This is a genomic window from Pseudomonas paraveronii, from assembly GCF_963681955.1.
Lineage (GTDB): Bacteria > Pseudomonadota > Gammaproteobacteria > Pseudomonadales > Pseudomonadaceae > Aquipseudomonas > Aquipseudomonas paraveronii.
Genome location: NZ_OY817130.1, coordinates 1,715,867 through 1,739,221, shown reverse-complemented (window position 1 = coordinate 1,739,221; position 23,355 = coordinate 1,715,867). Strand labels below are relative to the sequence as shown.

General features: G+C 62.3%; 25 protein-coding genes. 10 read left to right on the top strand and 15 right to left on the bottom strand.

What is annotated here, in order from left to right; translation table 11 throughout:
• The first annotated feature begins 85 nt into the window (after positions 1 to 85).
• Complete coding sequence (gene acnA / locus U5A08_RS07800; RefSeq protein ID WP_321851079.1) at positions 86 to 2,827, top strand: aconitate hydratase AcnA; 2,742 nt, start codon at positions 86 to 88, stop codon at positions 2,825 to 2,827.
• Positions 2,828 to 2,906: 79 nt separating this feature from the next.
• Here acnA and U5A08_RS07795 read toward each other — a convergent pair whose 3' ends face one another.
• Positions 2,907 to 3,845, bottom strand: a complete 939-nt coding sequence (locus tag U5A08_RS07795; RefSeq protein WP_253394107.1) for an aspartyl/asparaginyl beta-hydroxylase domain-containing protein — start codon at positions 3,843 to 3,845, stop codon at positions 2,907 to 2,909.
• Positions 3,846 to 4,031: 186 nt separating this feature from the next.
• On the bottom strand, positions 4,032 to 5,006 hold the full coding sequence (gene cysK / locus U5A08_RS07790) for a cysteine synthase A (RefSeq protein ID WP_321851078.1): 975 nt from the start codon (positions 5,004 to 5,006) through the stop codon (positions 4,032 to 4,034).
• Between the two features lie 256 nt (positions 5,007 to 5,262).
• Between cysK and U5A08_RS07785 the strand changes: the two genes are divergently transcribed.
• A complete protein-coding gene (locus U5A08_RS07785; protein WP_321851077.1) occupies positions 5,263 to 6,108 on the top strand; it encodes an AAA family ATPase in 846 nt (281 codons plus the stop codon).
• Positions 6,109 to 6,119: 11 nt separating this feature from the next.
• Positions 6,120 to 7,298: a vWA domain-containing protein gene (locus tag U5A08_RS07780; RefSeq protein ID WP_253394103.1), complete on the top strand. Its 1,179-nt coding sequence runs from the start codon at positions 6,120 to 6,122 to the stop codon at positions 7,296 to 7,298.
• 138 nt (positions 7,299 to 7,436) lie between these two features.
• On the opposite strand, the gene U5A08_RS07775 is transcribed toward U5A08_RS07780, so the two are convergent.
• The 3 genes from U5A08_RS07775 to U5A08_RS07765 are packed head-to-tail and all read right to left on the bottom strand — an operon-like array spanning position 7,437 to position 9,789.
• On the bottom strand, positions 7,437 to 8,351 hold the full coding sequence (locus U5A08_RS07775; RefSeq protein ID WP_321851075.1) for a 5-oxoprolinase subunit C family protein: 915 nt from the start codon (positions 8,349 to 8,351) through the stop codon (positions 7,437 to 7,439).
• Entirely contained in the window at positions 8,348 to 9,052 is a 705-nt protein-coding gene (locus U5A08_RS07770) for a 5-oxoprolinase subunit B family protein (RefSeq protein WP_253394099.1), read from the bottom strand. The genes U5A08_RS07775 and U5A08_RS07770 overlap by 4 nt, the downstream gene beginning before the upstream one ends.
• On the bottom strand, positions 9,049 to 9,789 hold the full coding sequence (locus U5A08_RS07765; RefSeq protein ID WP_321851074.1) for a 5-oxoprolinase subunit PxpA: 741 nt from the start codon (positions 9,787 to 9,789) through the stop codon (positions 9,049 to 9,051). Before U5A08_RS07765 ends, U5A08_RS07770 begins: the two co-directional genes overlap by 4 nt.
• 175 nt (positions 9,790 to 9,964) lie before the next feature.
• On the opposite strand from U5A08_RS07765, the gene U5A08_RS07760 reads away from it, so the two are divergent.
• Entirely contained in the window at positions 9,965 to 10,879 is a 915-nt protein-coding gene (locus U5A08_RS07760) for a LysR family transcriptional regulator (RefSeq protein ID WP_321851073.1), read from the top strand.
• A gap of 139 nt (positions 10,880 to 11,018) precedes the next feature.
• Here U5A08_RS07760 and U5A08_RS07755 read toward each other — a convergent pair whose 3' ends face one another.
• Genes U5A08_RS07755 through U5A08_RS07745 form a run of 3 tightly spaced genes read right to left on the bottom strand, consistent with a single transcriptional unit; the run spans position 11,019 to position 12,913 of the window.
• Complete coding sequence (locus U5A08_RS07755; RefSeq protein WP_017848756.1) at positions 11,019 to 11,561, bottom strand: DUF2937 family protein; 543 nt, start codon at positions 11,559 to 11,561, stop codon at positions 11,019 to 11,021.
• Positions 11,562 to 11,572: 11 nt separating this feature from the next.
• Positions 11,573 to 12,349 carry a class II glutamine amidotransferase gene (locus tag U5A08_RS07750; RefSeq protein ID WP_105696746.1) on the bottom strand — a complete coding sequence of 259 codons (777 nt, stop codon included), beginning with the start codon at positions 12,347 to 12,349 and terminating at the stop codon, positions 11,573 to 11,575.
• 30 nt (positions 12,350 to 12,379) lie between these two features.
• Positions 12,380 to 12,913, bottom strand: coding sequence for an MFS transporter (locus U5A08_RS07745; RefSeq protein WP_247406487.1), 534 nt, complete (start codon positions 12,911 to 12,913; stop codon positions 12,380 to 12,382).
• Between the two features lie 21 nt (positions 12,914 to 12,934).
• Here U5A08_RS07745 and U5A08_RS07740 point away from each other — a divergent pair, with 21 nt between their 5' ends.
• Positions 12,935 to 14,989, top strand: a complete 2,055-nt coding sequence (locus tag U5A08_RS07740; protein ID WP_253394093.1) for a S9 family peptidase — start codon at positions 12,935 to 12,937, stop codon at positions 14,987 to 14,989.
• 34 nt (positions 14,990 to 15,023) lie between these two features.
• On the opposite strand, the gene U5A08_RS07735 is transcribed toward U5A08_RS07740, so the two are convergent.
• On the bottom strand, positions 15,024 to 15,302 hold the full coding sequence (locus U5A08_RS07735) for a hypothetical protein (protein ID WP_253394091.1): 279 nt from the start codon (positions 15,300 to 15,302) through the stop codon (positions 15,024 to 15,026).
• A gap of 78 nt (positions 15,303 to 15,380) precedes the next feature.
• Between U5A08_RS07735 and U5A08_RS07730 the strand changes: the two genes are divergently transcribed.
• The 4 genes from U5A08_RS07730 (at position 15,381) to U5A08_RS07715 (ending at position 17,561) form a co-directional block, all read left to right on the top strand.
• Positions 15,381 to 16,067, top strand: a complete 687-nt coding sequence (locus U5A08_RS07730; RefSeq protein WP_247406490.1) for a spermidine synthase — start codon at positions 15,381 to 15,383, stop codon at positions 16,065 to 16,067.
• Between the two features lie 60 nt (positions 16,068 to 16,127).
• Positions 16,128 to 16,502, top strand: coding sequence for a YajD family HNH nuclease (locus U5A08_RS07725; protein ID WP_003210675.1), 375 nt, complete (start codon positions 16,128 to 16,130; stop codon positions 16,500 to 16,502).
• 172 nt (positions 16,503 to 16,674) lie between these two features.
• Positions 16,675 to 17,142: an RNA methyltransferase gene (locus U5A08_RS07720; RefSeq protein ID WP_247406491.1), complete on the top strand. Its 468-nt coding sequence runs from the start codon at positions 16,675 to 16,677 to the stop codon at positions 17,140 to 17,142.
• A 68-nt stretch (positions 17,143 to 17,210) separates the two neighbouring features.
• Positions 17,211 to 17,561: a YgaP family membrane protein gene (locus U5A08_RS07715; RefSeq protein WP_253394089.1), complete on the top strand. Its 351-nt coding sequence runs from the start codon at positions 17,211 to 17,213 to the stop codon at positions 17,559 to 17,561.
• Positions 17,562 to 17,630: 69 nt separating this feature from the next.
• On the opposite strand, the gene U5A08_RS07710 is transcribed toward U5A08_RS07715, so the two are convergent.
• Both U5A08_RS07710 and U5A08_RS07705 read right to left on the bottom strand, forming a co-directional pair.
• Entirely contained in the window at positions 17,631 to 18,851 is a 1,221-nt protein-coding gene (locus tag U5A08_RS07710; protein ID WP_253394088.1) for a M61 metallopeptidase family protein, read from the bottom strand.
• A 13-nt stretch (positions 18,852 to 18,864) separates the two neighbouring features.
• A complete protein-coding gene (locus tag U5A08_RS07705; RefSeq protein WP_110624195.1) occupies positions 18,865 to 19,314 on the bottom strand; it encodes a YcgN family cysteine cluster protein in 450 nt (149 codons plus the stop codon).
• A gap of 153 nt (positions 19,315 to 19,467) precedes the next feature.
• Here U5A08_RS07705 and U5A08_RS07700 point away from each other — a divergent pair, with 153 nt between their 5' ends.
• The gene (locus U5A08_RS07700; protein ID WP_253394087.1) at positions 19,468 to 20,061 is read left to right on the top strand and encodes a nitroreductase family protein; all 594 of its coding nucleotides are present in this window, start codon (positions 19,468 to 19,470) and stop codon (positions 20,059 to 20,061) included.
• Positions 20,062 to 20,112: 51 nt separating this feature from the next.
• Here U5A08_RS07700 and U5A08_RS07695 read toward each other — a convergent pair whose 3' ends face one another.
• The 4 genes from U5A08_RS07695 to U5A08_RS07680 all read right to left on the bottom strand — a co-directional run bounded on the left by U5A08_RS07695 (position 20,113) and on the right by U5A08_RS07680 (position 23,298).
• The gene (locus U5A08_RS07695; RefSeq protein WP_253394086.1) at positions 20,113 to 21,045 is read right to left on the bottom strand and encodes a D-2-hydroxyacid dehydrogenase; all 933 of its coding nucleotides are present in this window, start codon (positions 21,043 to 21,045) and stop codon (positions 20,113 to 20,115) included.
• A gap of 107 nt (positions 21,046 to 21,152) precedes the next feature.
• Positions 21,153 to 21,446, bottom strand: a complete 294-nt coding sequence (locus U5A08_RS07690) for a YcgL domain-containing protein (protein ID WP_017848744.1) — start codon at positions 21,444 to 21,446, stop codon at positions 21,153 to 21,155.
• Positions 21,443 to 22,576 (bottom strand): ribonuclease D, encoded by a 1,134-nt coding sequence (rnd, locus tag U5A08_RS07685; protein ID WP_253394085.1) that lies wholly within the window; start codon positions 22,574 to 22,576, stop codon positions 21,443 to 21,445. The genes U5A08_RS07690 and rnd overlap by 4 nt, the downstream gene beginning before the upstream one ends.
• A 122-nt stretch (positions 22,577 to 22,698) precedes the next feature.
• Entirely contained in the window at positions 22,699 to 23,298 is a 600-nt protein-coding gene (locus tag U5A08_RS07680) for a class I SAM-dependent methyltransferase (RefSeq protein WP_253394084.1), read from the bottom strand.
• Positions 23,299 to 23,355: the final 57 nt, after the last annotated feature.

The following is a 23,355-nucleotide window of genomic DNA, read 5'->3' as shown; positions in this document are numbered from 1 at the left end:
AGCCAGCTACTGAAAACAGCGCTAGTTTGATAGCTCTGTTCGTCCCGTCAGGTCCGTAGCCGTGCGGACCATAAGGAGTCATGTAATGTCATCCATTGATAGCCTGAGAACCCTTAAAACCCTGCAAATCGACGACAAGACTTATCACTATTTCAGCCTGCCCGAAGCCGCCAAGAGCCTGGGTGACCTGGATAAGCTGCCGATGTCCCTCAAAGTGCTGCTGGAAAACCTGCTGCGCTGGGAAGACAACAAGACCGTCACCGGCGCCGACCTCAAAGCCATCGCCGCCTGGCTCAAAGAGCGCCAGTCCGACCGCGAGATCCAGTACCGCCCGGCCCGCGTGCTGATGCAAGATTTTACCGGGGTGCCCGCCGTGGTCGACCTGGCCGCCATGCGCGCCGCCGTGGCCAAGGCCGGGGGCGACCCGCAGCGCATCAACCCGCTGTCGCCGGTGGACCTGGTGATCGACCACTCGGTGATGGTCGACAAGTTCGGTACTACCGGCGCGTTCGAGCAAAACGTCGACATCGAAATGCAGCGCAATGGCGAACGCTACGCCTTCCTGCGCTGGGGCCAGAGCGCCTTCGACAACTTCAGCGTGGTGCCGCCGGGCACCGGCATCTGCCACCAGGTCAACCTCGAATACCTCGGCCGCACCGTGTGGACCAAGGATGAAGACGGCCGTACCTACGCCTTCCCCGACACCCTGGTCGGCACCGATTCCCACACCACCATGATCAACGGCCTCGGCGTGCTTGGCTGGGGCGTGGGCGGGATCGAAGCGGAAGCGGCGATGCTCGGCCAGCCGGTGTCGATGCTGATTCCGGAAGTGATCGGCTTCAAGCTCACCGGCAAATTGAAAGAAGGCATCACCGCCACCGACCTGGTGCTGACCGTCACCCAGATGCTGCGCAAGAAAGGTGTGGTCGGCAAATTCGTCGAGTTCTATGGCGACGGCCTCGCCGACCTGCCCCTGGCGGACCGTGCCACCATCGCCAACATGGCCCCGGAATACGGCGCAACCTGCGGCTTTTTCCCGGTGGATGAGGTGACCCTGGACTACCTGCGCTTGTCCGGTCGTCCTGCGCAGACCGTCAAACTGGTCGAGGCCTACACCAAGGCCCAGGGCCTGTGGCGCAACGCCGGCCAGGAGCCGGTATTCACCGACAGCCTGGCCCTGGACATGGGCGGCGTCGAAGCCAGCCTCGCCGGACCGAAACGCCCGCAAGACCGCGTGTCGCTGCCGGATGTCAGCCAGGCGTTCAGCGACTTCCTCGACCTGCAATTCAAACCGACCAACAAGGAAGAAGGCCGCCTGGAAAGCGAAGGCGGTGGCGGTGTGGCCGTGGGCAATGCCGACCTGGTAGGCGAGACCGACTATGAAGATGACGGCCACACCTATCGCCTGAAAAACGGCGCCGTGGTCATCGCCGCCATCACCTCCTGCACCAACACCTCCAACCCCAGCGTGATGATGGCGGCCGGGCTGGTGGCGAAAAAGGCCGTGGAAAAAGGCCTGACCCGCAAACCCTGGGTGAAAACCTCCCTGGCCCCCGGCTCCAAAGTGGTCACCGACTACTACAAGGCCGCCGGCCTCACTCAATACCTGGACAAGCTCGGCTTTGACCTGGTGGGTTATGGCTGCACCACCTGCATCGGCAACTCCGGCCCGTTGCCCGAGCCGATTGAAAAAGCCATCCAGAAAGCCGACCTTGCCGTGGCGTCGGTGCTGTCCGGCAACCGCAACTTCGAAGGCCGCGTCCACCCGCTGGTGAAAACCAACTGGCTGGCCTCGCCGCCGCTGGTGGTGGCGTATGCGTTGGCCGGTACAGTGCGCATCGATATCAGCCGCGAACCGTTGGGCAACGATCAGCAAGGCAATCCGGTGTACCTGAAGGACATCTGGCCGAGCAGCCAGGAAATTGCCGACGCCGTCGCCCAGGTCAGCACCAGCATGTTCCACAAGGAATACGCCGAGGTGTTTGCCGGTGACGCACAGTGGCAAGCGATTGAAGTGCCGCAGGCCGCGACCTACGTGTGGCAGAAGGATTCCACCTACATCCAGCACCCGCCGTTCTTCGACGACATCGCCGGCCCGCTACCGGTGATCAAAGACATCAACGCTGCCAACATCCTGGCCCTGCTGGGCGATTCGGTGACCACCGACCACATCTCCCCTGCCGGCAACATCAAGGCCGACAGCCCCGCCGGTCGCTACCTGCGCGAACAAGGCGTGGAACCGCGTGACTTCAACTCCTACGGCTCACGCCGGGGCAACCATGAAGTGATGATGCGCGGCACCTTCGCCAATATCCGTATCCGCAATGAAATGCTCGGCGGCGAGGAAGGCGGCAACACGCTGTATATCCCCACCGGCGAGAAAATGCCGATCTACGACGCGGCCATGAAATACCAGGCATCCGCCACACCGCTGGTAGTGATCGCCGGCCAGGAATACGGCACCGGCTCAAGCCGCGACTGGGCGGCCAAGGGCACCAACCTGCTGGGGGTCAAGGCGGTGATCGCCGAGAGTTTCGAACGGATTCACCGCTCCAACCTGGTGGGTATGGGCGTGCTGCCCCTGCAGTTCAAGCTGGACCAGAACCGCAAGGCGCTCAAGCTCACCGGTAAGGAGAAGATCGACATCCTCGGTTTGACCGCTGTGGAGATCGTGCCGCGCATGAACCTGACCCTGGTGATTACCCGCGAGGATGGCAGCAGCGAGAAGATCGACGTGCTGTGCCGGATCGATACCCTCAATGAAGTGGAATACTTCAAGGCCGGGGGCATTCTGCACTATGTGCTGCGCCAGTTGATCGCCTCTTAGGCGACGCTGTAAATCAAATGTGGGAGGGGGCTTGCCCCCTCCCACATTTTGATTGCATTTCAAGCTGGAAAAACCGAGATCAGCCGAAGAGCCACTTCCACAGCAGTACCAAGACGACAACCGCCAGCACCGGCCGCGCAACGCGGTAGGCCTTGGGATGCTTGCGCTTCCACTGCTTGACCACACTGCTGATCTTGTCGCTGAACGACTTGCTCCAGGCATAGGCCTGGTTGATACCGCCGACGCGTTCGTCATCCACGTTCTGCGGCGCGGTGGCGTGGCCCAGTTGCGCGCTGACCCAGCGGTTGATGCGGGTCATCAGGGGATTGCTCAGCGGACGTTCGATGTCGCAGAACAGGATCACACGCGTCTTTTCCGTCTCGTTCTTCACCCAATGTACGTAGGTTTCGTCGAACATCACGTCTTCACCGTCGCGCCAGGCGTATTCCTGGCCATCGACGAAGATGCGGCAATCATCGGAGTTCGGTGTAGACAGCCCCAGGTGATAACGCAGGGAACCGGCAAACGGGTCGCGGTGCGGGTTGAGGTGACTGCCGCCCGGCAACAGCGCGAACATCGCGCCCTTGACGTTGGGGATGCTGCTGACCAGCGCTACGGTTTTCGGGCACAGGGCCTCGGCCGACGGCAGCGGTTTGTCGTACCACTTGAGGTAGAAACGCTTCCAGCCCTTCTTGAAGAACGAACCGAAGCCGGCGTCGTTATTCTTTTCGGCAGCGCGGATGTAACCCTCGTCGAACAGGTGCATGGCTTCTTCGCGGATCACTTCCCAGTTGTCCTTGAGCACGTCCAGTTCCGGGAACTTGCTGCGGTCCAGGTACGGCTTGGACGGCACGGCCGAGAACAGGTACATCAAGGCGTTATACGGGGCAAACAGCGCCGAGTGATTGACGAACTGGCGCAACATCGGCAAACGGGCCTTGCCGCGCAGGTGCACGTACAGCGTACTGCCGATAAACACCAGCAACACCGACAGTTTGGCGGCCAAAGAAAAGGTCATGCAGCAACTCCTGGAAATAAGCGCCTGGCCAACAACCTCCCGTCGAGGGGAAACCAGACGTAGCAGCCGGCCATGATAAACACTCCGGACCTCGGGAAAAACCCGCGCAGTCCAACAATCAGCGTTTAAAACGGCGCGAGGGTGGGCCAATTATGCATAAGGCCCCCGCCCTCACGCTGATTTGCATCAAGCCTGGTTTTCTTGATCGGTAAACAAATCACTGAACAGCATGCTCGACAGGTAGCGCTCGCCGGAGTCCGGCAGGATCACCACGATGGTCTTGCCCTGCATTTCCGGCTTCTCGGCCAGGCGCACGGCGACCGCCATCGCCGCACCGCAGGAGATCCCGCACAGAATCCCCTCTTCCCGCATCAGGCGCAGGGCCATGGCCTTGGATTCGTCGTCGCTCACCAGCTCCACGCGGTCGATCATCGACAGGTCGAGGTTCTTCGGCACGAACCCGGCGCCGATGCCCTGGATCTTGTGCGGGCTGGGCTTGATCTCTTGACCGGCCAGCGCCTGGGTGATCACCGGCGATACGATCGGTTCGACGGCCACCGACAGAATCGGCTTGCCCGCGGTGTTCTTGATATAGCGCGACACCCCAGTAATCGTGCCGCCAGTGCCCACGCCCGCCACCAACACGTCAACGGCGCCGTCGGTGTCGTTCCAGATTTCCGGGCCGGTGGTTTTTTCGTGGATCGCCGGGTTGGCCGGGTTTTCGAACTGCGCCGGCATGTAGTAGGTGGCCGGGTCGCTGGCGAGGATTTCCGCGGCTTTGTCGATTGCGCCCTTCATGCCCTTGGCCGGTTCGGTCAGCACCAGCTCGGCGCCCAGGGCCTTGAGCACTTTGCGGCGCTCGATGCTCATCGACGCAGGCATGGTCAGTACCAGTTTGTAACCACGGGCGGCGGCGACAAACGCCAGGCCGATACCGGTGTTGCCCGAGGTCGGTTCGACAATGGTCATGCCCGGCTTGAGTTTGCCGGTGCTTTCCGCGTCCCAGATCATGTTCGCGCCAATGCGGCACTTCACCGAATAACCCGGGTTACGCCCTTCGATCTTGGCCAGGATGGTCACGCCACGCGGTGCGATGCGGTTGATCTGAACCAGAGGCGTGTTACCGATGGAGTGCGCGTTGTCTGCAAAAATGCGGCTCATGACGGGTCCTTGAGGCGGCTTGAAGAAAGCCCCAAGGGTATGCCTCGTCTTCCAAAGCGTCCAGTCAGAGGAACGTCGGCAGCATCGGAACAGTCAATCTCCTACAAGCCCGCAGAACGGCCCCGGGAACAACCACGCCTTCGATCGACTGAGCGCAGGCGTGACTGGTCATTCAGAGACTGAATAACCCGTCTGCGTTCACAGTCGCCGGGGCCGCACGGTATAGTCGGGCATTGATGAATTCGAGGAATGACCGATGAAGTTCGAAGGCACCCAGGCCTACGTTGCCACCGATGACCTGAAACTGGCCGTCAACGCGGCCATCACCCTGGAGCGGCCGCTGCTGGTCAAGGGCGAGCCGGGCACCGGCAAGACCATGCTCGCCGAGCAGTTGGCCGAATCCTTCGGCGCCAAGCTGATCACCTGGCACATCAAGTCCACCACCAAGGCCCACCAGGGCCTGTATGAGTACGATGCGGTCAGCCGCCTGCGCGACTCGCAGTTGGGCGTGGACAAGGTGCACGACGTGCGCAATTACCTGAAGAAGGGCAAGCTCTGGGAGGCCTTCGAGGCCGAGGAGCGGGTGATCCTGCTGATCGATGAAATCGACAAGGCCGACATCGAGTTCCCCAACGACCTGCTGCAAGAACTCGACAAGATGGAGTTCTACGTCTACGAAATCGACGAGACCATCAAGGCCAAGAAGCGCCCGATCATCATCATCACCTCCAACAATGAAAAAGAGCTGCCGGACGCGTTCCTGCGCCGCTGCTTCTTCCATTACATCGCCTTCCCCGACCGCGCCACCCTGCAAAAGATCGTCGATGTGCATTACCCCAACATCAAGAAAGACCTGGTCAGCGAAGCGTTGGACGTGTTCTTCGACGTGCGCAAAGTGCCGGGCCTGAAGAAAAAGCCCTCCACCTCCGAACTGGTCGACTGGCTCAAGCTGCTGATGGCCGACAATATCGGCGAAGCGGTACTGCGCGAACGCGACCCGACCAAGGCCATCCCGCCCCTGGCCGGTGCGCTGGTGAAGAACGAGCAGGACGTGCAATTGCTCGAGCGCCTGGCGTTCATGAGCCGTCGCGGTAACCGATAAGGGCGCCTGCCATGTTGCTCAACCTGTTCAATGAAATGCGCGCAGCCAAGGTGCCGGTGTCGGTGCGCGAGCTGCTCGACCTGATCAACGCCCTGAAACAGCGGGTGACCTTCGCCGACATGGACGAGTTCTACTACTTGGCCCGGGCGATCCTGGTCAAGGACGAACGCCATTTCGACAAGTTCGACCGCGCCTTCAGCGCCTATTTCAACGGTCTGGAAAAACTCGACGAGCACCTGCAGGCGCTGATCCCCGAAGACTGGCTGCGCAAGGAGTTCGAACGTTCGCTGAGCGACGAAGAACGCGCACAGATCCAGTCCCTCGGCGGCCTGGACAAGCTGATCGAGGAATTCAAGAAACGCCTGGAAGAACAGAAAGAGCGCCACGCCGGCGGCAACAAATGGATCGGCACCGGCGGCACCAGCCCGTTCGGCTCCGGCGGCTACAACCCGGAAGGCATCCGCGTCGGCGATGCGGGCCAGCGCCAGGGCAAGGCGGTCAAGGTTTGGGACCAGCGCGAGTACAAGAACCTCGACGACCAGGTGGAACTGGGCACGCGCAACATCAAGATCGCCCTGCGCCGCCTGCGCAAGTTCGCACGCCAGGGTGCAGCGGAAGAGCTGGATATCGACGGCACCATCGACCACACCGCCCGCGATGCCGGCTTGCTGAACATCCAGATGCGTCCGGAGCGGCGCAACACCATCAAGCTGCTGTTGCTGTTCGACATCGGCGGCTCGATGGACGCCCATGTGAAGACCTGCGAAGAGCTGTTCTCCGCGTGCAAGACCGAGTTCAAGCACCTGGAGTACTTCTACTTCCACAACTTCGTGTACGAGTCGGTATGGAAGAACAACCAGCGCCGCACCTCGGAACGCACCTCCACCCAGGACCTGCTGCACAAGTACGGCGCCGATTACAAAGTGATCTTTATCGGCGACGCGTCGATGGCGCCGTATGAAATCACCCAGGCCGGCGGCAGCGTCGAGCATTGGAATGAAGAGCCAGGGTATGTGTGGATGCAGCGCTTCATGGCCAAGTACAAGAAGCTGATCTGGATAAACCCGTACCCGAAGGACACCTGGGGCTATACGGCGTCGACCGGGATTGTGCGGGAGTTGGTCGAGGATCAGATGTATCCGTTGACCTTGCGCGGGTTGGAAGAAGGCATGCGGTTTCTTTCCAAGTAACCCCCGATCCCAGGAAAGTCGAAAATCCAATGTGGGAGGGGGCTTGCCCCCGATGGAGGTGTATCAGTCACACATCTATTGACTGACACACTGCCATCGGGGGCAAGCCCCCTCCCACAATTTGGATTTCAGTGTTCTTCAGGCTGCGGTAAACCGCCGCAAAAAGTCCACATGCTGCCTATGCGCCGTCTCCTGCACCACCGGCGTCAACCGCACCTTCTCCCCCGGCACACACTGCGCCAGCCGCGCCAATGCCAACGGCGTCAACGCCCCCAGGCGCGGGTAGCCGCCGATGGTCTGCCGGTCATTGAGCAACACAATCGGCTGCCCGTCCGGCGGCACCTGGATCGCGCCCAGCGGGATCCCCTCAGAGATCAACGACGGCCCCTGGTATTCAAGCGGCGTGCCCAGCAAACGCATGCCCATACGGTCGGCGCGGCTGTCGAGGGTCCATTCGGTGTTGAACGCATCGAACAGACTCTGCCCGCTGAACTGGCCGATCTGCGCGCCGACAATCACATCCAACGGCGCCTTGGCCGGCAATGCGATTGCGCTCAACACTTTCATCGCACCGCCCGTGCCGGAATAGGCCAGTCGCCCGCCTTGCGCCAACGGTTTGCCGAAACCGTCCAGCCCGCCGAGTTCCTCACGCACCACGGTGGCACAGCTGCCCAGCACCTGCGGCGCATCAAACCCGCCCGGCGCCGCCAGGTAGGCCCGCGCGCCGCTGAACGGCTGGGTAAAGCGCAGCCGCTGGCCCTTTTGCAGGATAAAACTGCGTCCGGGGCTGATGGCGCGCTCATCGATGTAGGCGCCCAAGTCCGCACCGGCCAAGGCCAGCAGGCAATAGTCCTCGGCCTGCACGGTAAAACCGCCCAGGGTAATTTCCACCACCGGCGCATCCAGGGCGTTGTCCAGCAGCCAATTGGCCCAGGACATCGACACCCAATCCAGCGCGCCGCCCTGGGTCACGCCCAGGTGTCGCACGCCAAAGCGGCCGGTGTCTTGCAACAGGCACAGCGGGGTGCTGGCCTCAATGATCAAGCCGCTCATGCCTGCGCCTCCAACGGCGTGTCATCGCCACCCAACTTGATGAATTCGGCGTGGTCGACCGCCTCGAAGCGCACCGTATCGCCGGGCTGCATCAGGCTGTAACCGTCGCGGTCGCGGTCGAACAGCTGGGTCGGGGTGCGACCGATCAGGTTCCAGCCGCCGGGAGAGACCACTGGGTAGGCGGCCGTTTGCCGTTCGGCGATGCCGACACTGCCGGCCGCCACGCGTTTGCGCGGGGTGTTAAGCCTGGGGGTGGCGAGGCATTCATCCACCAGCCCCATAAAGGCAAAACCAGGGGCAAAGCCGAGGGCGAACACCTGGTATTCGTGGGCGCTGTGGCGGCGGATCACCTCATCGACCGCCAGGCCACTGCGCTGGCTGAGCAAGGTCAGCTCTGGCCCGACGCTCAGGTCGTACCACACCGGCAGCACATGGCAGTGGCCGCTGCCCTGGGCCTGGGGTTGCAGGTCGGTGAGGGCCTGGCCGATCAATTCCCGCGCCTGGGCCGGGTTCAACACGGTGAGATCGTAATGCACCATCAAGGTGGTGTAGGACGGCACCAGGTCCACCAACGCCGCGCCAAACCCTTGCCGCAGACGCTGGGTAGCGGCAAGCATCCACGGCATATTGGCTTCGGCGATCACCTCAAACAGACGCACCATCAAGCAGTCGATGGCCACCACTTCGATGCGTGGCTTCATTGGCACTTCAACGCCTCGCGAATGCGCTGCACGGCGGCGACCGAACTGGCGTTATCGCCATGCACGCACAGGGTATTGGCCCGCAGGATCAAAGGGCTGCCGTCGCTGGCGGTCAAGGGTTCGCCACGGGAAATGGTCACCGATTGCTGGATGATGGTCTCGGTATCGTGGTGTACCGCGCCCGGCAATTGGCGCGAAACCAGATGGCCCTGGTTGTCGTAGGCACGGTCGGCGAAGGCCTCGAACCACAGGATCACGCCGTATTCGTCGCCCAGCGCCTGGGCCGCGCTGTTGTCACGGGTGGCCAGCAGCATCAGCGGCAGGTCGCCGTAAGTGGCGACAGCCTGGATCACCGCACGCAACTGCGCGGGGTTGGCCATCATGTCGTTGTACATCGCGCCATGGGGTTTGACGTAGCTGACCCGTCCGCCCTGGGCGCGGCAGATGCCGTCGAGCGCGCCGATCTGGTAGTGCAACAGGTCCTGGATTTCCTCTGGCGTGTAGGCCATGGAACGGCGGCCAAAACCTTGTAAGTCCTGATACGCCGGGTGCGCACCGACCAGCACACCATGCTTGAGCGCCAGGCTGACGGTCTTGCGCATGATGCTCGGGTCGCCGGCATGGAAGCCGCAGGCCACGTTGGCGCAATCAATGAACGGCATAACCTCGGCATCCAGACCCAGGGTCCAGTTGCCAAAACTTTCGCCGATGTCGCAATTCAATAGCAGGCGGCTCACGCGGGTTGCTCCTGTAGGCTTTGTTTTTTTGTAGTGTGGGATCTTTTACACAAGACTCGCAACTTGTCCTGACACCCCAACGACGCTTATCGTGGAACGGCTCGATTTTTGGCGTTTGCCCGGTGCGGCGTCCAACTAATAAAAACCGATCCATGCATAAGAAAAAGTTGATCCCATGAATTTGAAGTTCCTCGAAACCTTCGTCTGGGTGGCCAAGCTCAAGAGTTTCCGCCTGACCGCCGAGAAACTGTTCACCACCCAGGCCTCGATCTCCAGCCGCATCGCCGTGCTGGAGAGCGAACTGGGGGTGAAACTGTTTCTGCGTGACTCACGCGGCGTCAGCCTGACGCCGGAAGGCTTGAAGGTACTCGATTACGCCGAGCAAATGATGGTGACCATGCAGGGCTTGAAACAGTCCCTGGAGACCACCAGCAGCAAGGTCGGGCGGATTCGTATCGGTGCGATGGACACGGTGATCCACACCTGGCTGAGCCCGTTGGTCGCCGAATTGATGGACCATTTCCCACGGGTGGAAATCGAGTTGGTCGCCGATACCGCACTCAACCTCAGCGATCAACTGCAAAAAGGCTTCCTCGATCTGATCCTGCAAACGGACCTGCTGCGCCTGGAAACCGTGCGTAGCCTGGAACTGGCCAGCCACCCCATGGCCTGGATCGTCGCCAGCCAGTCGATCTACAACCGCAACTACGCCTCCCTCGCCGAACTGGCCCAGGAGCGCATCATCACCTACTCGAAAAATTCCCACCCGCACCAGGATGTCTTGAGCCTGATGCAGGCCAACGGCGTCGCCGCACCGCGTATGAACTGCGTGAATTCGGTGTCGGCCATTACCCGCTTGCTGCGCGATGGTTTCGGCATTGGTGCACTGCCGCCTGTGTTGGTGCGCGAAGAGCTGGCACGGGGGGAACTGGTGATGCTGCCGATGGCGCAACGCTTACCGAACCTGCAGGTCGTGGTGTCGTGGCGCGTGGGGGTGGAACTGGTCGAAGAGATTGTGGGGCTGTGCCAGAAAGTGGTGGCGCGCTATGCCGAAGAAGTCGGCGAAGAGCGGATGGTAATGAGCAACTGAAGGAACTCAATCCAAATGTGGGAGGGGGCTTGCCCCCGATAGCAGGGTGTCAGTCAGCCTGTTTTTAGCTGACCCACCGCTATCGGGGGCAAGCCCCCTCCCACATTGCCCCCCTCCCACATTGGATTTGTGTCGGCCGTTAGAGGCCCTTGAGGTCGCGCTCTTCGATCGGCCGGCTCTGGCGCAGACGCTTGCCGCCCAACACCACCCAGTCGATCAAGCGGAACAGGCACTCCAGGCCGAACGACAACAACATCGCGCCGCCCAGGCCCCAGCCCATGGCTTCGGGGGTCAACAGGATCTGGTAGCTGTAACCGTTCCAGGTTTCCAGGCGGATCGCCGGGTCGGCCGCGACCGCTACCTGCAATGCGCGAATGTACCAGGGGCCTTGCATGGCCTGGAATTGCTTGTCCAACGCCAACTGGCGATCCAATAACGTGCCGAGGCTGTTGGCATCGCTGCGAAATACCGGGTCGTCGCTGGCACGGTAGTGGGCCACCAGGGCCTGCAAGTCGCCATTGAAGAACTGTTGCGCGGTGGATTCAAAGCCGCGCAGGCCAGTCTGGGCCTCGATCAGGTGGGCTTCGACGCGCTTGGCGTAGTCATTGATAAACCCCGGCACTTGCACACCGACCAACAAGCCAATGGCAAACAACACCAACCGCAGATAGCTGAGCAACATAGTCGACTTCCTTACTCGGTAATGCCCTGGCTGACGCATTCACCGCGCCGCCACAGGCTCCACTGGCCCGGTTCGTAGCGGGTCCAGTTTTCGTTGTCGGTCAGCGGTTCGGTGGCGATCACCGTGACCACATCATTAGGCGTTGTTTCGGCCTGAAAATCGACGATCACGTCGACATCTTTCAAGCGCGCCGGGCCAAACGGGGCGCGTCGGGTAATCTGCGCCAGTTTGGTCGAGCAGTAGCAAAACAACCAATCACCGTCGCTGAGCAGGCAGTTGAACACACCTTTGCTGCGATATTCGGCGCAGGCGGCGATCAGGTCCGGCAGCATCTGCTCGATGTCCACCGGCTCCGGGAACGCCTCGCGGACCCGGTTGAGCAAGTCGCAGAACGCCGCTTCGCTGTCGGTGTCGCCCACCGGGCGGTAAAACGTGGCGCGTGGGTTGAAGTCCGCCAATTGGCCGTTGTGCGCAAAGCACCAGTTACGCCCCCACAGTTCGCGCACGAACGGGTGGGTATTGGACAGGCATACCTTGCCAACGTTGGCCTGGCGGATATGGCCGATCACCACTTCACTTTTGATCGGATAACGCTGCACCAACAACGCGACTTCCGACTCGCTGCTCGCGGCCGGGTCCTGGAACAGGCGCAGGCCGCGGCCTTCATAGAAGGCGATGCCCCAACCGTCGCGGTGGGGGCCGGTACGCCCGCCGCGCTGCATCAGCCCGGTAAAGCTGAACACAATGTCGGTGGGGACGTTGGCACTCATGCCCAATAATTCACACATGCCAGGGCTCTCGCTGCAGGGCAGACAACGTTAAAGGCGCGGTTCGACCCGCATACCGCTCACAGGCGCGGGGCGACGGAACGGCTCGTCATCCTCTTCCGGCTCGGCGGCCAAGGCAGCATCGACCGCAGCCTTGCGCTCACGGCTCGCCTTGGCGGCGCGCTCGATGGGCCAGCGTATCAACACAAACACGAGGTACACGCCAAAAGCGATCATCGTGTACATGAACAAGTCGGAGACCGCCCGCCAGGCGTTATTACCGACTTTGAGCACCAGGTCCAACGCGGTAATCGCCACGGCGGGCGCGAACTGGGTCTTGACCGGGTCGACGACGGTCGGGCTCAACAGCAGCACGGCCATCAGTAATTGCAGTGGCTCGCGCAACCAGCGCCAGATCCAGCGGGTCATGCGCCACCACACCAACAGGCAGCCCAAAGCGGCGAAGGCGTAAAGGCCCCAAGCGGTCAGATAGTCGTTCTCGGTCATGGTGTCCATGGCAAGGTAGGCAAACAGGCCGCTATGATAACGGCTTTTGCGTGTCGCGGCTGCAATGCCTGCCACCATCCTCCAGACAGAGAGTGATCCATGCCGCCATCGACCCCCATCACTGCCGCCCCGATTGCCCGCAAGGCCGCAGGCCAGGACCCTTACGCCTGGCTGCAAGCGCGTGACAGCGCTGAAGTCATGGATTACCTCAAGGCCGAAAACGCCTGGGAGCAAGCCCAACTCGCCGAGCAACAGGCGCTGCGCGAAACCCTGTTCGAAGAGATCAAGGGCCGCATCCTCGAAACCGACCTGTCGCTGCCCTCCCCCTGGGGCCCGTACCTGTATTACACGCGCACCACCGCTGGCGACGAATACGCCCGCCACTATCGCTGCCGCCGCCCGGCCGACGACAGCAACCAAGTGGACGACAGCAGCGAAGAGCTGTTGCTCGACCCCAATGCGTTGGCCAACGGCGGCTTTTTCTCCCTCGGTGCGTTCAGCATCAGCCCCGACCACCAGCGCCTGGCCTACAGCCTCGACACCAGTGGCGAAGAGATCTACACCCTGTACGTGAAGGAATTGGCCACCGACAAAGTCAGCGAACTGGCGTTCGACAACTGCGACGGCAGCATGACCTGGGCCAATGACAGCCTGACGCTATTCTTCGGCGAGCTGGACGACACCCATCGCCCGCACAAACTCTACCGCTATCGCCTGGACGGCACCGCCGCGCAGGAAGTGTTCCACGAGACCGACGGGCGTTTCTTCCTGCACTGCTACCGTTCCAGCTCCGAGCGCCAGTTGCTGGTGGCCCTGGGCAGCAAGACCACCAGCGAAATCTGGGCGCTGGACGCCGACCAGCCGCACCTGGACTTCACCTGCCTGGCGCCACGGGTCGAAGACCACGAGTATGACGTCGACCATGGCCAACTCGACGGTGCGTGGACATGGTTTATCCGCAGCAACCGCGACGGCATCAACTACGCCCTGTTCGTCGCCGCCGACACCGGCCGCGTGCCAACCCAAGCCGACTGGCAAAACCTGATCCCCCACAGCGATGAGGTAATGCTCGACGGCGTGAGCCTGAACGCCAGCGCCATGACCTTGAGCCTGCGCATCGGCGGACTGCCGGTCATCGAAGTGCATCCCCAGGGTCTGCCGACCTACCGCGTGGAATTGCCTGACGCCGCCTACAGCCTCTACGTACAAAACAGCCTGGAATTCCCCAGCGACAAAATCCGCCTGCGCTATGAAGCGCTGAACCGCCCGGCCCAGGTGCGCCAACTGGAACTGGCCAGCGGCGCGCAACAGGTGCTCAAGGAAACCCCGGTACTCGGCGTGTTCAACGCCGACGATTACGTCAGCCAGCGTTTGTGGGCGACCTCCGCCGATGGCACCCAGGTGCCGATCAGCCTGGTGGTCAAGCGCGACCAGCTCGGCAAGCCGACGCCGCTGTACCTCTATGGCTACGGCGCCTACGGCCAGAGCCTTGATCCGTGGTTCTCCCACGCACGCTTGAGCCTGCTGGACCGTGGCGTCGCGTTTGCCATTGCGCATGTGCGCGGCGGCGGCGAACTGGGTGAAGCCTGGTACCGCAATGGCAAGCAGGAACACAAACAGAACACGTTCAGCGACTTCATTGCCTGTGCCGAACACCTGATTGCACAGGGTTTGACCAGCGCCAAACAGCTGGTCATCAGCGGCGGCAGCGCCGGCGGCCTGTTGATCGGCGCGGTGCTCAACCAGCGCCCGGAGCTGTTCCAGGCGGCGATTGCCGAAGTGCCGTTTGTCGACGTGCTCAACACCATGCTCGACCCGGACCTGCCGCTGACCGTCACCGAGTACGACGAGTGGGGCAACCCGCAAGAGCCCGAGGTCTACGCACGCATCAAGGCGTATGCGCCGTATGAAAACGTCCGCGCCCAGGCCTACCCGGCCCTGCTGGTGATCGCCGGCTACAACGACAGCCGCGTGCAGTACTGGGAAGCGGCCAAGTGGGTGGCCAAGCTGCGCGACACCAAGACGGACGACAACCTGCTGCTGCTCAAGACCGAACTGGGGGCCGGCCACGGCGGCATGAGCGGGCGTTACCAGGGATTACGTGACGTAGCACTCGAATATGCATTTGTGTTCAAGGCGCTGGGGCTGGTTTAGCGGTCCTGTCTGAACGCTGGAGCGCTCGACGCGGTTAACCGCCGGGCGTCTTTGGCTTGCTGTCGTTTGGCGGTAAACCGGGGACCGTCTGGTCCTTCGGTGGCGCAGGTAACACGATGGGCACCAGCGGCGGCGAGCCGTTCGTCTTGGGCACGGCCGGCGGGGTGACTTGCGGATACAGCGTCGGGGTGGGCGTGCCCGGCGCGCCAGGGGTTGGCGCCGGCGCGACCGGTACGGTTTGCAACTCCTGAGCCTGCGCCACACCCAATGCGAGCGCGCCCAACACAATGACCGTTAGAATGCTGCACTTCATCGATGGCTCCATGGCCTGACCGGAATGTCGTAAGGCTACTCCCAACCGCGTAAGAATGCCCTTCCCAATGAGATTTCCATGAAACGTTTCGTTCTGCTGGATACCACTCCGATCCCCGACAACGGCGGTGCTTTGTGCCTGTTCGAATACGGCGAGGATTTTGTCATCAAGATCCAGGGCGGCGACGGCGGCCAGTTGATGAACACGCGCATGCATGGCTCCGAAGACGCGCTGGCGGAAATTCCTTGTCGCAAAGTCGCCGGCCGCCCCGGTTCGCGGGTATTGATCGGCGGGCTGGGCATGGGCTTTACCCTCGCGTCGGCCCTCAAGCACTTGGGCAAGACCGCCGAAGTGGTGGTGGCGGAGCTGGTGCCCGGCGTCGTGGAATGGAACCGCGGCCCTTTGGGCGAAAAAGCCGGACGCCCATTGCTTGACCCGCGCACCGTGATCCGCATGGAAGACGTGGCCAAGGTGCTGCAAGCCGAGCCCCACGGCTTTGATGCGATCATGCTCGACGTGGACAACGGCCCCGAAGGCCTCACGCAAAAAGCCAACAGTTGGCTCTACTCCGCCGGTGGCCTGGCCGCCTGCGCCAAGGCCCTGCGCCCCAAGGGCGTGCTTGCGGTATGGTCGGCCAGCGCCGACAAGCTGTTCAGCGACAAGCTGCGCAAGGCCGGCTTCAAGGCCGAAGAAGTGCAGGTGTTCGCCCATGGCAACAAGGGCACGCGGCACACCATCTGGATTGCGGAAAAGCTCAAGGGCTAATTGCGCCGCGATTGACTAGAATCAACCTTATCCGTGACCCACCCAAAGACAGGAGCCATGATGAGCTCGACCAACCCGCCCTCCCACACCGCCAAGCTCGACCGCATCCTCGCCGATGCCCAGCGCGACCGGGAAATGGGCTACCGCGACAAAGCCCTGAAAATGTACCCCCACGTGTGCGGCCGCTGCGCCCGTGAATTCGCCGGCAAGCGCCTGAGCGAACTGACCGTGCACCACCGCAACCACAACCATGACGACAACCCCCAGGACGGCTCCAACTGGGAGTTGCTGTGCCTCTACTGCCACGACAACGAGCACTCGCGCTACACCGACCAGCAGTACTTCGGCGAAGGCTCCACCAGCAGCCCGACGATCGCCAAGGCCACGCACAACCCGTTTGCGGCGTTGGCAGGGTTGATGAAGAAGGACGACTGAAGCTCGTCGCTGCCTGTCCCGGCCGTCTTCGCGAGCAAGCCCACTCCCACCTTTGGAATGCATTCCCCCGGTGGGAGTGGGCTTGCCCGCGATGGCGGCCTCACAAGCAACACATATCTTGATACCGACCACACCCGTATAATCGCCGCTTTTCTCCAAGGCACCCTTCCCCGTGGGCAATAAACGCTACAGCTGCATCGGTCTGTATAACCCCAAATCCCCCGAAAACGTCGGTTCGGTGATGCGCGCCGCCGGCTGCTACGGCGTGGCCTCGGTGTTCTACACCGGCAAGCGCTACGAGCGCGCCCGGGATTTCATCACCGACACCAAGAAGGTCCACCACGACATTCCGCTGATCGGCATCGATGACCTGAAAAAAATCCTGCCGCTGGGCTGCATCCCGGTCGCCGTCGAACTGGTGGAAGGCGCCCGCCCGCTGCCTGAATACACCCACCCCGACCGCGCGCTGTACATCTTCGGCCCCGAAGATGGCTCCCTCGACAAAGAGATCCGCGACTGGTGTGAAGACGTGGTGTACATCCCGACCACCGGCTGCATGAACCTCGCCGCCACCGTCAACGTGGTGCTCTACGACCGCATGGCCAAGGGCAATAACACCCGCTCTGGCCCCAAGTACTGATTTTTCGGGAACATCCGGCGCCTGCACACAGTCAGTTGCGTATCACTAGCCCTTGTTGGAGACCGATCATGAGCGACAGCAAAACCCTGCGACCTGTCATTGAATCCACCCCACGCCAGGCCCGCCCCACGCAAAACGTACACGGCTGGGAGCGCATCGGCTCGGTGGCCGGCGGTGTGATCATGGTCGGCAAAGGCCTGCGCCGTGGCGGGATTTTCGGGCTGCTCCAAGTGGCGATTGGCGGCGTGGCGCTGACGCGTGGGGTGACCGGGCACAGTTCGCTCAAGGACAAGCTGGAACAGGGTCGCCAGGAAATGAACAGCCTGCGCACGAAAATCGAGCGAGCCGGTGAAGAGTTGAAAAAACTGAAGACCAAGGCGCAAGTGGCCGCCGAAAAGGCCGCAAAAACCACCGGCTGAGCCAAGTCTTCTGCCTGTTGGCGATCCAAATGTGGGAGGGGGCTTGCCCCCTCCCACCTTTATTCAGGGTCAGCGCAATAGCTTGGAGTCCAGCACCACCGACGACTCACCGATAATGCTCTGGGCCAGTCGCACAAACTCTGGGGTGCTGACGCTGTTCGCCCGCATCACCGCTTGCGCGAGATCGTCCAGGGAGCGCTTATTGTGGGTTTTCACGCGGATCTCGCGATCCAGCTCCTGCATCACCACCACCGCCCGCGCCACGGTTGCGCCGCTGACGTGCTCGCCGCGCAAGGTGGTGACATCCTTGCCTTCGCGGGTCAGCCGCGCCTGTATCGCCGCATAGCGCTCGTCGGTGATCCCGCCGCCACGGCGCAGCAGTTCGATCGCGTAATACTCCGCCAGGCCTTCGCTGATCCAGTCGCTGGTGTCATGGTCGTTGAAGCGAGCGATGGCTTGCACCACTTCGCGGATCAGCGGGCTGCTGCCGTTTTCACTGACCAGCGGCGTGCGGCTGTTGAGGTAGATCGAGTCGCGTGACGAAAACGCGCCACGGCGCATCGGGTCGCTGGCGCCGACGATCAATAACTTGGCGGGGTGGCGCGGGAACGCGGCTTCCACCTGCGGCCAGACGAAGGTCAGCAACGTCAGCACATCCATACGACGCATGGCCTGGCCCTTGGGCGAGGCCACGGTGACGTCGGTTTCCCCCAGGCGCACCCGGCGGCTGCCGAGGTTACCGGCGAGCATCCAACCGGTGGGCCGATCGAACAGGCGCGAGACGTTGTCGATCCGGAAGGCGTGCTTGCCGATACGCGGCCAGGCGGTTTCGACGCTTTTCCAGCCGGTTGGCAGCTCGAACACCAGGCGCGAGACCAGCTCGACGCCGTCCTGCTGGTCGAGGCGCGCGGCTGGCACCAGGTCTTCCCCGCGAAACAGCGCCCAGCTCGGCGTCATCCGCGCTTCATAGGCACCCGGCTTGCGCGCATGGCTGAGGCGTACACGGTAGGTCAGGCTGGCCTTGTCGGCGCTGGGTTGCCAAAGGCCGCGATGGCCACTGACTTTCCATTGGCCGTCGGCCTGGAAATCGCTGTAGTCACCGTCGCGGCCCAAATCGAAATCCAGGCTGCGCACCGCCGAGCCCTGGGACAGGCTCACGCGCACCAGCGCCTGATCGCTCTGGGGCAGCAGTTTGACGTGATAGTCCAGGTCGACTTTCTTCGCGCACCACGCCGGCGTGCTCAGCGCCAGCAACACCAGGCTCGCCGCCAGTTGGGTCAGCCCCCTCATGCTCACTCCTTGTTCAGCCCGCGCGGAAGATCAGGTAATCCTCCCAGTCGTCTTCGGGCACGCTGCCTTCGGCGAGCATGCGTCCGGACTGGGAAATGCGTTCGTGATGCACGGCGTCACGGTCGCCGCAGACCAGGTGATGCCACAGCGGCAAGTCCTTGCGCTCGCTGACCAGGCGGTAGCCGCAGGTGGGCGGCAGCCACTTGAACTGGTCGGCCTGGCCCGGGGTGAGCTGGATGCAGTCGGGCACCGACGCGCGGCGATTGGGGTAATCGGTGCACTGGCAGGTTTTCAGGTCGAGCAGTTTGCAGGCGATGCGCGTGTAATAGACGCTGTTGTCGTCTTCATCCTCGAGCTTTTGCAGGCAGCACAGGCCACAGCCGTCGCACAACGACTCCCACTCCTCCTGATCGAGGTGTTCAAGGGTTTTGCGTATCCAGAAAGGTTCGACTTTGGCGGCCATGGCTCTACATCAGTATCGGTAGGTGAAAAGGCCGTCAGTCTAGTGCCCAAGACCACTGCGGCCAAGCGCTTACGACTGGCGGTGTTACAAGACTTGTCAGTCTAGCGGGGGCGCAGTAGCTTTGGGCGCCGAATTGACAATCAGGAACTGCCCATGAGCACCAACCCCCGCGCTGCCGATTACCCGATCAACCCCCAGTTCACTGACCGCTGGTCGCCCCGCGCCTTCACCGGCGAGAGCATCCCGCAGGAAACCCTGCTGAGCTTTTTCGAAGCCGCACGCTGGGCGCCATCGGCCTATAACTCGCAGCCCTGGCGTTTCCTCTACGCGCGCCGGGACACGCCGGACTGGGAGCGTTTCCTGGGCCTGTTGAACGAATTCAACCGCAACTGGGCGCAGCATGCGTCGGCCCTGGTGATCATCGCCTCGAAAACCGACTTCATCGCCCCCGGCGCCAGCGAAGAAACCCCAGCCCTGTGGCACACCTTCGACACCGGTTCGGCCTGGGGCTACCTCGCGCTACAGGCCAGCCTCAGCGGCTGGTACACCCATGGCATGGCCGGCTTCGATCAGGAACTGACGCGCAAGGAGCTGAAGGTTCCACAGGGTTATGCGCTGCATGCGGCGGTCGCGATCGGCAAGCTGGGCGACAAGTCGACCTTGCCGGAGTACCTGCAAGGCCGTGAGACGCCAAGCCCGCGTAAGCCGTTGAGCGAGCTGGTGTCGCAAGGCGATTTCAGTCTCTAGGACTGACGTGGGAGCTGGCTTGCCAGCCCCCACCTGCGGTTCGGCGCGGTGTCAGTAGCCGCGCTCGAAATCCACTTCACCGCGCAAGGCTTGCTGGGCCTGGTACGCGCGCACGTTCTCCAGAAACAGTTGCACCATCATCGGCGGCGAGGTCGGTGCCGAGCTGTGCCCGGTCAGCAGCAAGCCCCAGGCGGTCCAGAACGGGTGGCGTTGCGGCAACGGTTCCTGGCGACACACGTCGATCACCGCACCGGCCAGATGCCCTTCTTTCAAGGCTTCGACCAGATCGGCATCGACCACCGCGACGCCACGGCCGACGTTGATGAACAACCCGCTCGGCTTGAACTGCTTGAACAACGCCGCGTCGTACAGGTCGTGGGTGTTCGGCGTGTTCGGCAGCAGGTTGATCACGTAGTCCGCTTCGCCCACCAGCCGACCCAGTTGATCGATCCCGGCCACTTCGATAAACGGTGCCTGCTCGCGTGCCTGGCTGGCGATGCCATATAGCTTGACGCCAAACGGCACGAGAAACTGCGCCACGCGTTGGCCGATATCACCGCAGCCGACGATCAACACGGTGCGCCCGGCGAGGCTCTGGCCCATGCGGCTGTCCCACTTGCGCTCGACCTGGCTGACCAGGCGCGCCAACACTTCGCGTTCATGGCCCAGCATGTAGGTGAGGATAAATTCCGCCATGACCTGGCCAAAAATCCCCACCGCACGGGTCAGCCGATAGTCGCGGGGCAAGCCTTCGGCCAGCAGCGGCGTGACGCCGGCCCAGGTCGATTGCAGCCATTGTGGGTGGTGCCCCTGGCGCAACAGGGTGGCCAGCAGGTCCGGCTGGCCAAGCCACACCGGGCAATCGGCGGCCAGGCGCGACAGTTCGGCCGAGTCGCCGCTGGTCAACACCTCAAGGTCCGGTGCCGCTTCGCTCAACAACCGAGCGTAGAGCGGGTGATCCTGTTCAGCAATCAGAACACGCATGGTTCAAACCTTTCAAAAACAATGCAGACGGCCGCCCGCATCCTTACGGCCACCGTCCATTAATACGATTCCATGGAAAAATGCGCCCAGGACAGGGCACTGAGCGATCACATCGGGTCGTTGCGGCGCAGCAGCTCTTCGGGCAAGTGTTCGATGTACTCATCTTCGGCCGGTGGCATTTGCAGGTGGTAGCCCTGCTTTTCGAGGTTTTCCAGGACCACCGCAATGTCCTCGCGCGACAGCTTGCGCTCAGGCGTCAACACCATATCGAACGCGTGATGGGCTTTGCCGAAGGCTTCCATCAAGGGTTCCGGCACGCGCTCCAGGGCATCGCTTTTCAGCACGTAGAGGTACATTTCGTTGCGTTTCAAGCTGCGATAGATGGAGCAAATACGTTTCAAGGCTGTTCTCCGGCAGTGGCCAGGCTGTCGAGCAGCGCCTGGCCCATCAACTCGCGGCGCCAGCCACGCAGCGAGTCTGGCAGTTTATAAGGCCCATCGGGGTAGCCACTTTTGACCAGGGCTTCGAGGGTTTTCTTGCGCAGCATCAGTTCCGGCGCCATGTCCAGGCGTTCGGCTTGCGCCTGGCCCAAGGCGCGCAGTTGCTTGATCAGCGCAGCGGCATCCACCGGCAGCGGTTCAGCCACGGCGGGCGGCCATTGGTCCATGGACACGCTGCCGGCGCGCTTGATCAGGTCCAGCAGAAACTGGCCATCCTGACGCACGGTGCGCGGGTGCATGTCTTCGATTTTGCCCAGGGCGGCGAGGTTATCCGGCTGGGATTTGGCCAGGGGCCACAGCGAGTGTTCACGAATGATGCGGTTACGCGGCAGGTCGCGGGCACGCGCTTGCTGCTCGCGCCAGGCGCACAGTTCACGCAGCACGGCGAGTTGGGCACGGGACAGTTTCCACGCCAGCTTGGCCTCGCGGTACACCTCGTAAGGGTCGACTTCGCGGCGCAGGTTGGCCACCAGTTCGGCACCGTCGTCCAGGACCCAGGCGTATTTGTCGTCCGACAGCCGCGGGCGCAGGCGAATGTAGACCTCGGCCAGGTGGACCGCGTCTTCGGCGGCGTAGCTCACCTGGGTCTCGGACAATGGGCGCTGCAGCCAGTCGGAGCGGGTTTCGCCCTTGGGCAAGTCGATATCGAGCACGGCTTGCACCAGGCGCGAATAGCCCATGGAGAACCCAAGGTTCAGGTAAGCCGCAGCCAGTTGGGTGTCGAACAACGGCACTGGTAGGCTGCCGGTCAGGCGCAGCAACACTTCCAGGTCTTCACTGCAGGCGTGGACCACTTTGATCACGGCCGGGTTTTCCAGCAAAGCGGCCAACGGTTGCCAGTTGTCGATGGTCAGGGGGTCGATCAGGTAAGCGCGAACGCCATCACCGATCTGGATCAGCCCGGCAATGGGATAAAAGGTGTCGACCCGCATGAATTCGGTGTCGAGGGCGACGAATGGCAACTGCTGCCATTCGGCGCAATGCTGGCCGAGGCTATCGTTGTCGCAGATCCAGTGAATATCGATGGCCACACGGCTCTCCCTTGAAGAATGGCGCGCAGTATATATCGCGGAAGGGACTTGCGAGCATCCGCAGTGCACACGCAATCATGAAAACTCCGACAGCGCGTGAAGAATAGTCCGACCGATGGGAGTTATCCCGTCTTACGCAGAACGTAGACACGCCACACACTGGAGCCGGGGATGAACTCCTGGTAATTCAGGACCTCGAAGCCCGCCTGGCGGAACTCGTCCTCCACCGGCGTATGAGACGCGACCGACACAATCACCGTGTCGCGGCTGACCCGATGAAACTCCTGCAGCAGCGCCTGGCGCGCTTCGCTGCTGGGTACATGGCGAAACAATTCCAGACAGAAAATGCAATCCACCGCATTCGCCGACAGGCCGATGGAAAACGCCGAACCTTGAAAGGTCTTGACCCGTTTGAGCAGCGACGTCGGGTGGTGGGTGCGGGCGTGGTCGAGCATGTCCTGGGAGTTATCCGAGGCGAGGATCACCCGGTTGACGTGCTCGGCCAACACCGGCCAGAAGCGCCCCGAGCCGCAGGCCAGGTCGAGGACCAAACCGGGCTCGCCGGCAACCTTGAGGGCATTGCGCACCAGCCGCCCGTCGCGCCACGCCGCCAGACGCCGACGCAACCCGGGCGGGTGCGTATCGCCGCAAATCCTGGCGTGCTCGCGGTCACAGCGCTCGGCGTATTCAATCTCGATGGAAGAAAGTGGTGGTGACGACATCACGGACTCATATGAGTGGAACGGTAGTGAACGACCTTGATTCGCAGCTTACCCACT